The following is a 5,495-nucleotide window of genomic DNA, read 5'->3' on the forward strand; positions in this document are numbered from 1 at the left end:
GACCAGCGAACTGGGACTGCACCCCCGTTCCGACGCGGTCAGGCAGACGCTCGACCCGTCGGTGCTGCCCTCCCACTTCATCGCCGCCAACACCCCCGGAGGCCTCGGCTTCGACGACCGCGGCCGGACGTCGTGGGGCATGGCGGTCCGCCCGGACTACACGACGGCCAAGCTCCTGTACGTGGCACCGACCGGCTCCATCACCGACAGCCACTCCCAGGGCTCCGGCACCACGATCGAGACCGACCACGGCGGCGGGGTCATCGCCTCGGGCGGCGCCGCCCTGGGCGACACCACCACCGGCGGCATGAACGAGCACCACTCGGGGACCCAGCACACCTCCGGGGAGGCGAGCCGCGCGTCGCACAGCGGCGGCGCCCACGCCGAGTCGGTGCTGCCCAAGCCGCCCCCGGAACTCCTCGGCACCCACGAGGGGCCGCTGTACCTGGTGGAGTTCGACGCGGACTGGGCGATCGCCGCGAAGCGCGCGCCCGTGGGCGGCGTCTTCGGCGGCTCGCAGACGCAGATCGGGACGACCCAGGCCAAGGTGACCGGTTGGGTCCCCCACGACGTCGCGGTGCGACTCGGCATCATCGACCGCGCCGACGCCGACACCGCGGCCGGGGCGGTCGACGGCGTCACCCTGGCCCAGCAGCGGCTGGCCGACGCCGAGTCCGACTACCTCAAGGCCCGCCAGGACCTCTGGTACGCCGCGCAGGAGGCCAAGGGGCAGCCCGCCGACAGCGCCGAGTTCCGCGCGTACGAGGCGCAGAAGAAGGTGGTGGGGCGCCGCGACGAGGACTTCACCAAGGCGGCCGCCGACTGGCTGGCCGCCCAGCGCGCGGCGTTGGCGGCGCTCAAGCCCGCGCCGGCCACCACGACCACCCAGGGGCCCGACGAAGACGGCGGCGACAACGACCGCTTCGACCCCGACTCCGGGCGCGGCGACGGCACCGGGCGGGACCATGGCGCCGGGCGCGGCGACGGCGCCGACCGGGGCACCGGGCGGGGCGACCGGAGCGGTGGCCGGGGCGGCCGGGGCCGCGGAACCGGCGACGGGTCCGGCGGCCTCGGACGCGGCGGGGGCGGCGGCCCGCAGGACTTCGACGCGCCCCGTCCGCCGCGCACCGAGAGCGCCGACGCGCCGACCTCCGGCGCGGACGCCCCGGGCCCGCTCCCGGTGGACGCGGACGCGCGGGGCGCCGACGGCACCCCGGTCGACGCCGAGGCCGACACCGGCACCGACACCGGTGCCCCGGCGCCGGAGCGGCGGGCGCCCGACCGGCCGGGCGCGGCCCCGACCGACGACCCCGCGCGCACACCGGGGCCGGAGACCGCCGACGGCGTCGACGAGGCGTTCACCGGGGCGCTGAACACCACCCCCGCACCGCCGTCCCCGTCCACCGAGGAGGGGGACCCGGCCGCGACCCGTTCCGGCGGCGAGCGCACCGCCGACGACGACCTCTACGACGACCTGTACGACGCCCCGGTCACCCCGGCCGCGCCGCCCGCGCGGACCGGCGACACCGACCCCGGCGACCCCTGGGCCGGCGCCCCGCCCACCGCGCCCGACCTCTCCCCGCTCATCAACGGCAAGGACGCCAAGGCCCCCCGCACCATCGAGGACGTCGTCGCCGACCTCACCTACCGCTACGGTCTCGGCGACCTCGGCGGCTTCTCCCCCGACGGCGCGCCGACCCAGGTCTTCATGGCCGAGACCGACGACCCGGAGGTCCTCCCCGACGCGCCCCCCGTCACGCTCGTCTTCGACCTCACCGGCCTGGACCGCACCATCGCGGCCCTCGTCGGGCAGGGCCGGACCAACCGCGAGATCGCCACCGCGCTGGGGATGGCCCCGCCGAGCATCGCGGTACGCCTGACCCGCATCTACGCCGCCTTGGGGGTGACCGGGCGCGGCGACCTGCGCGGGCTGGCCACCGCGGCCGGGCTCACCCCCGACCCGGCCCACCTCACCGGCGCCACCACCCCGACCCCCTCCACCACCGTCACCGACCTCACCGGGCTGGACCGCACCATCGCCGCCCTCATCGGGCAGGGGCAGACCTCGGGCGGTATCGCCCGCGCCACCGGCGCACCGGTGGACCACATCAACAACCGCGTCTACAGCCTCTTCACCCGCCTCGGGGTGAGCAGCCGCGACGCACTGGCCGAACTGGTCGGCGCGGCCGGGCTCACCCCCGACCCCGCGCACATCACCGGCGGCACCGCCCCGACCCCCTCCACCACCGTCACCGACCTCACCGGGCTGGACCGCACCATCGCCGCCCTCATCGGGCAGGGGTACACCAACAGCGCGATCGCCCAGGCGATCGGCGGCACGATGAGCACGGTCGAGAACCGCCTGCGGAACATCTACTTCCGCCTGGGGACGAGCAGCCGCACCACCCTCGCCCGGCAGGCCGAGGCGGGCGGGCTCACCCCCGATCCCGCCCACCTCACCTCCGGCGCCACCTCCATCGCCGTCACCGACCTCACCGGGGTGAGTCGCACCATCGCCGCCCTCATCGGGCGCGGGCTCTCCAACGGCGCCATCGCCCAGGCGATCGGCGGCACGGTGGCGCGGGTCAAGTACCACCTCGGCACGATCTACAACCAGGTGGGGACGGGCAACCGCGCCCAGCTGGGCCGGCAGGCCAGAGCGGGCGGGCTCACCCCCGACCCCGCCCACCTCACCGGCCCCGTTCCCGAGGCCGCCGCACCGGTACCCACCGCCACCGCGGCCGCCCCGCCGGCCCCCGCCGCACCGGCCGGGCAGAGCGCCGGAGATACGCGGGTCGATCCCCCGGCGGACGCGGACGCCCGCGAACCCGGCGGCCGGGGACCGTCGCACCCCGCCCCCGGCCAGAACGCCCCCGCCCAGGACGGCCGCGACCTCGGCGACCGGTCCGGCGCCCCCGCCGACCGGGAGGAGGCCGCCGGCGACTCCGACGAGGAGTCGTCCGCCGACCTGGACGACGACTCCGACGACGGCGGCTTCGCCCCTCCGCGGCAGGTGTGGATGGGCTCCGGCGGGCTCCCGGGCCGGGGCGCCGGCATGCCCGGCCTCGTCCGGTTCCACGACGACGCGGCCGCCGCCCAGTGGGCCGAGGCGCACCTGCCCACCGTGGCCACCGTCGACGGGAACCCCCTCCCCGCGAGCGGCCCCGGCACGCTGGACGTCACCGCCAACCAGGCCAACTCCATCTGGGAGTACACCGGCCACGCGCGCGGGATGGTGGACGAGGGGCTCGCCTCCGGCGGCGTCGCGTCCGACGACCGCGACGACTTCCAGTGGATCGTCACCGACATCGACGCCGTGCTGCGGGGCGCGGCCCTCCCCGCGCCGGTCACCGTGCACCTCGGCGCCGACGCCGCCCTGCAGCGGCGCTTGGGCATCGACCCCGACGACCTCGACACCGCCGGCGGGATCGCGGGTACCGTCCGCGACCTTCCCCCCTACCTGTCGACCACCTTCGGCGCCCGCGCGGCCGAGGACGCGCCCGTCTACGTCATGCTCCGCGTGCCCCAGGGCTACCCGGCCGCCTACCTGGCGGCCGCGTCCCACGGCGGCGGCCACCCGGGGCTGCTGACCGACCGCGACTCCCGCGTCTACATCCACGCCGCGTACCAGCGCCCCGGCCGGCGCACCCCCGACGGCCCCGAGGAGAACCTGTGGTTCGTCGAGGCCGAGATCGTGCCCAACTGGTGGGTCCCGCCGCCCGGGTGGCCGACCGCCCCCTCCGGTGACGCCGACCACGGCTACCGGTCCGACCCCGGGCAGCAGGACGACCTCCAGAGCCTCCTCGCGTCCCTGGAGGCCCAGGGCGTGTTCGACGGCACCGGTGACTTCGACTTCGACTTCGGCACTGTCGACCCGGCCGCCTTCGCCCCCGGCACCGGCGGCTTCGACCTCGACTTGCACTTGGACTCCGGTACCGTCGACCCGCCCGCGTTCGCCCCCGGTACCGGTGACTTCGACCTCGACTTCGACTTCGGCACCGTCGACCCGACCGCCTTCGCCCCCGGCACCGGCGGCTTCGACCTCGACTTGGACTTCGGCACCGTCGACCCGGCCGCCTTGACCCTCGGCACCGGTACCGGCGACCCCGACGACTTCCTCGCGTCCCTGAACACCCAGCCCGTGCCGGACGGCGACGCCGGGTTCGACTTCAGCACCCCGGTCCTCGCCAGCCCCGCCCCCGCCCCCGCTCCCAACACCACCGACGAGGACCTCTACGGCGTCTCCGACGACGAGGGCGACGCGGGTGACGGGGGTGACGCGGGCACCCTCCCCGACGCCGACCAGGACACCGGCGACGCCGGCCGCGACCACATCGGCCTGCTCAACGACCGCCAGCGCGAGGTCCTCGGCCTTCTCGGGGCGGGCCACGACGTCGGGCAGATCGCCGACCTGCTGGACCGCAGCGTCCATACGATCGACGGCCACCTCCGCAGCGCCACGCAGATCCTCGGGGTCGGCCGGAACGAGCTCGCCGCCATCGCCCGGAACTCCGGACTGGTCCCGCCCCCCTCCCCCGAGGGACTGACCGCCGACCAGCGGACGGACCGTGCCGTCGCCCTCGCCGAGACCCGGCTGGACGACGTCCACCGCGAACTCCTCGCCGAATTGGCGCGCGGGCGGAGCAACGAGGACATCGCCGACGGGTTCGGCCTGGCCACCCGGACGATCGACCGGCGCGTCGCCGAGATCATCCGGGTCCTGGGTATCCAGGACCGCGACGAGGCGGTGGCCGTGGGCCGCCGGGCCGCGCCGAGCCCCACCCCGGCCCCCGCGTCCGCGCCCGCGCCGACGCCCACCCCTGCTCCCGCCCCCGAACCCGCACCGGCGCCGGAACCGGCGCCCGCGTTGACGCGGAGCCAGGCCCTCGACCGCGTCAACGGGTTGGACCCCTCGCAGCGCCGCATGCTCGCCCTGCTCGGCGCCGGGCTGCGCAACAGCGACATCGCCGCGCGGTTCGGCCTCGCCCCCGCCACGATCTCCGGCTACGTCCGCGACCTCGTCAGTCGACTGGGGGCGGCCCACCGCTTCCAGGCGATCACCATCGCCCGCACGGCCGGCCTCACCAGTGACCCCGCCGCGTCCCGGGCGCCCGCCGGAGAGCCGAGCACCGACGACCGGGCCCGGGCCCTCGACCTCGTCGGCGCGCTCAGCGACCACCGGCGCCACTTCCTGGGGCTCCTCGGGGCCGGGATGGGCCCCGCCGAGATCGGCGGACGCCTCTCCCTCGGTGACGACGCGGTGCGGAACCTCGCCCGGCGGGTCATGGCCGACCTCGGGGTGACCGACCTCGCCGACGCGGCCGCCATCGCCCGCGACGCCGGACTCCCCACCGATCCCGCGCCCACTCAGGACCCGGCCGTCCGGCAGCGGGCCCGCGACCTCGTCGGCGCGCTGAACGCACCCCAGCGCCGGCTCCTGCTCGACCTCATGGCCGGCGCGGGCCCCGCCGAGATCGGCGAACGGCTCGGCGGGG

The 5,495-nt window shown here is 76.8% G+C and carries 1 protein-coding gene; it reads left to right on the forward strand.

Features of this window, described 5'->3' with window-relative positions; translation table 11 throughout:
- Nucleotides 1-5,495 (forward strand): LuxR C-terminal-related transcriptional regulator (locus NT8_RS26960; protein ID WP_067975608.1); only part of this gene is annotated, 5,495 nt, incomplete at both ends.

Origin of the sequence: Nocardiopsis trehalosi NBRC 14201 (genome assembly GCF_001552555.1) — a bacterium.
Classification (GTDB): domain Bacteria; phylum Actinomycetota; class Actinomycetes; order Streptosporangiales; family Streptosporangiaceae; genus Nocardiopsis_B; species Nocardiopsis_B trehalosi.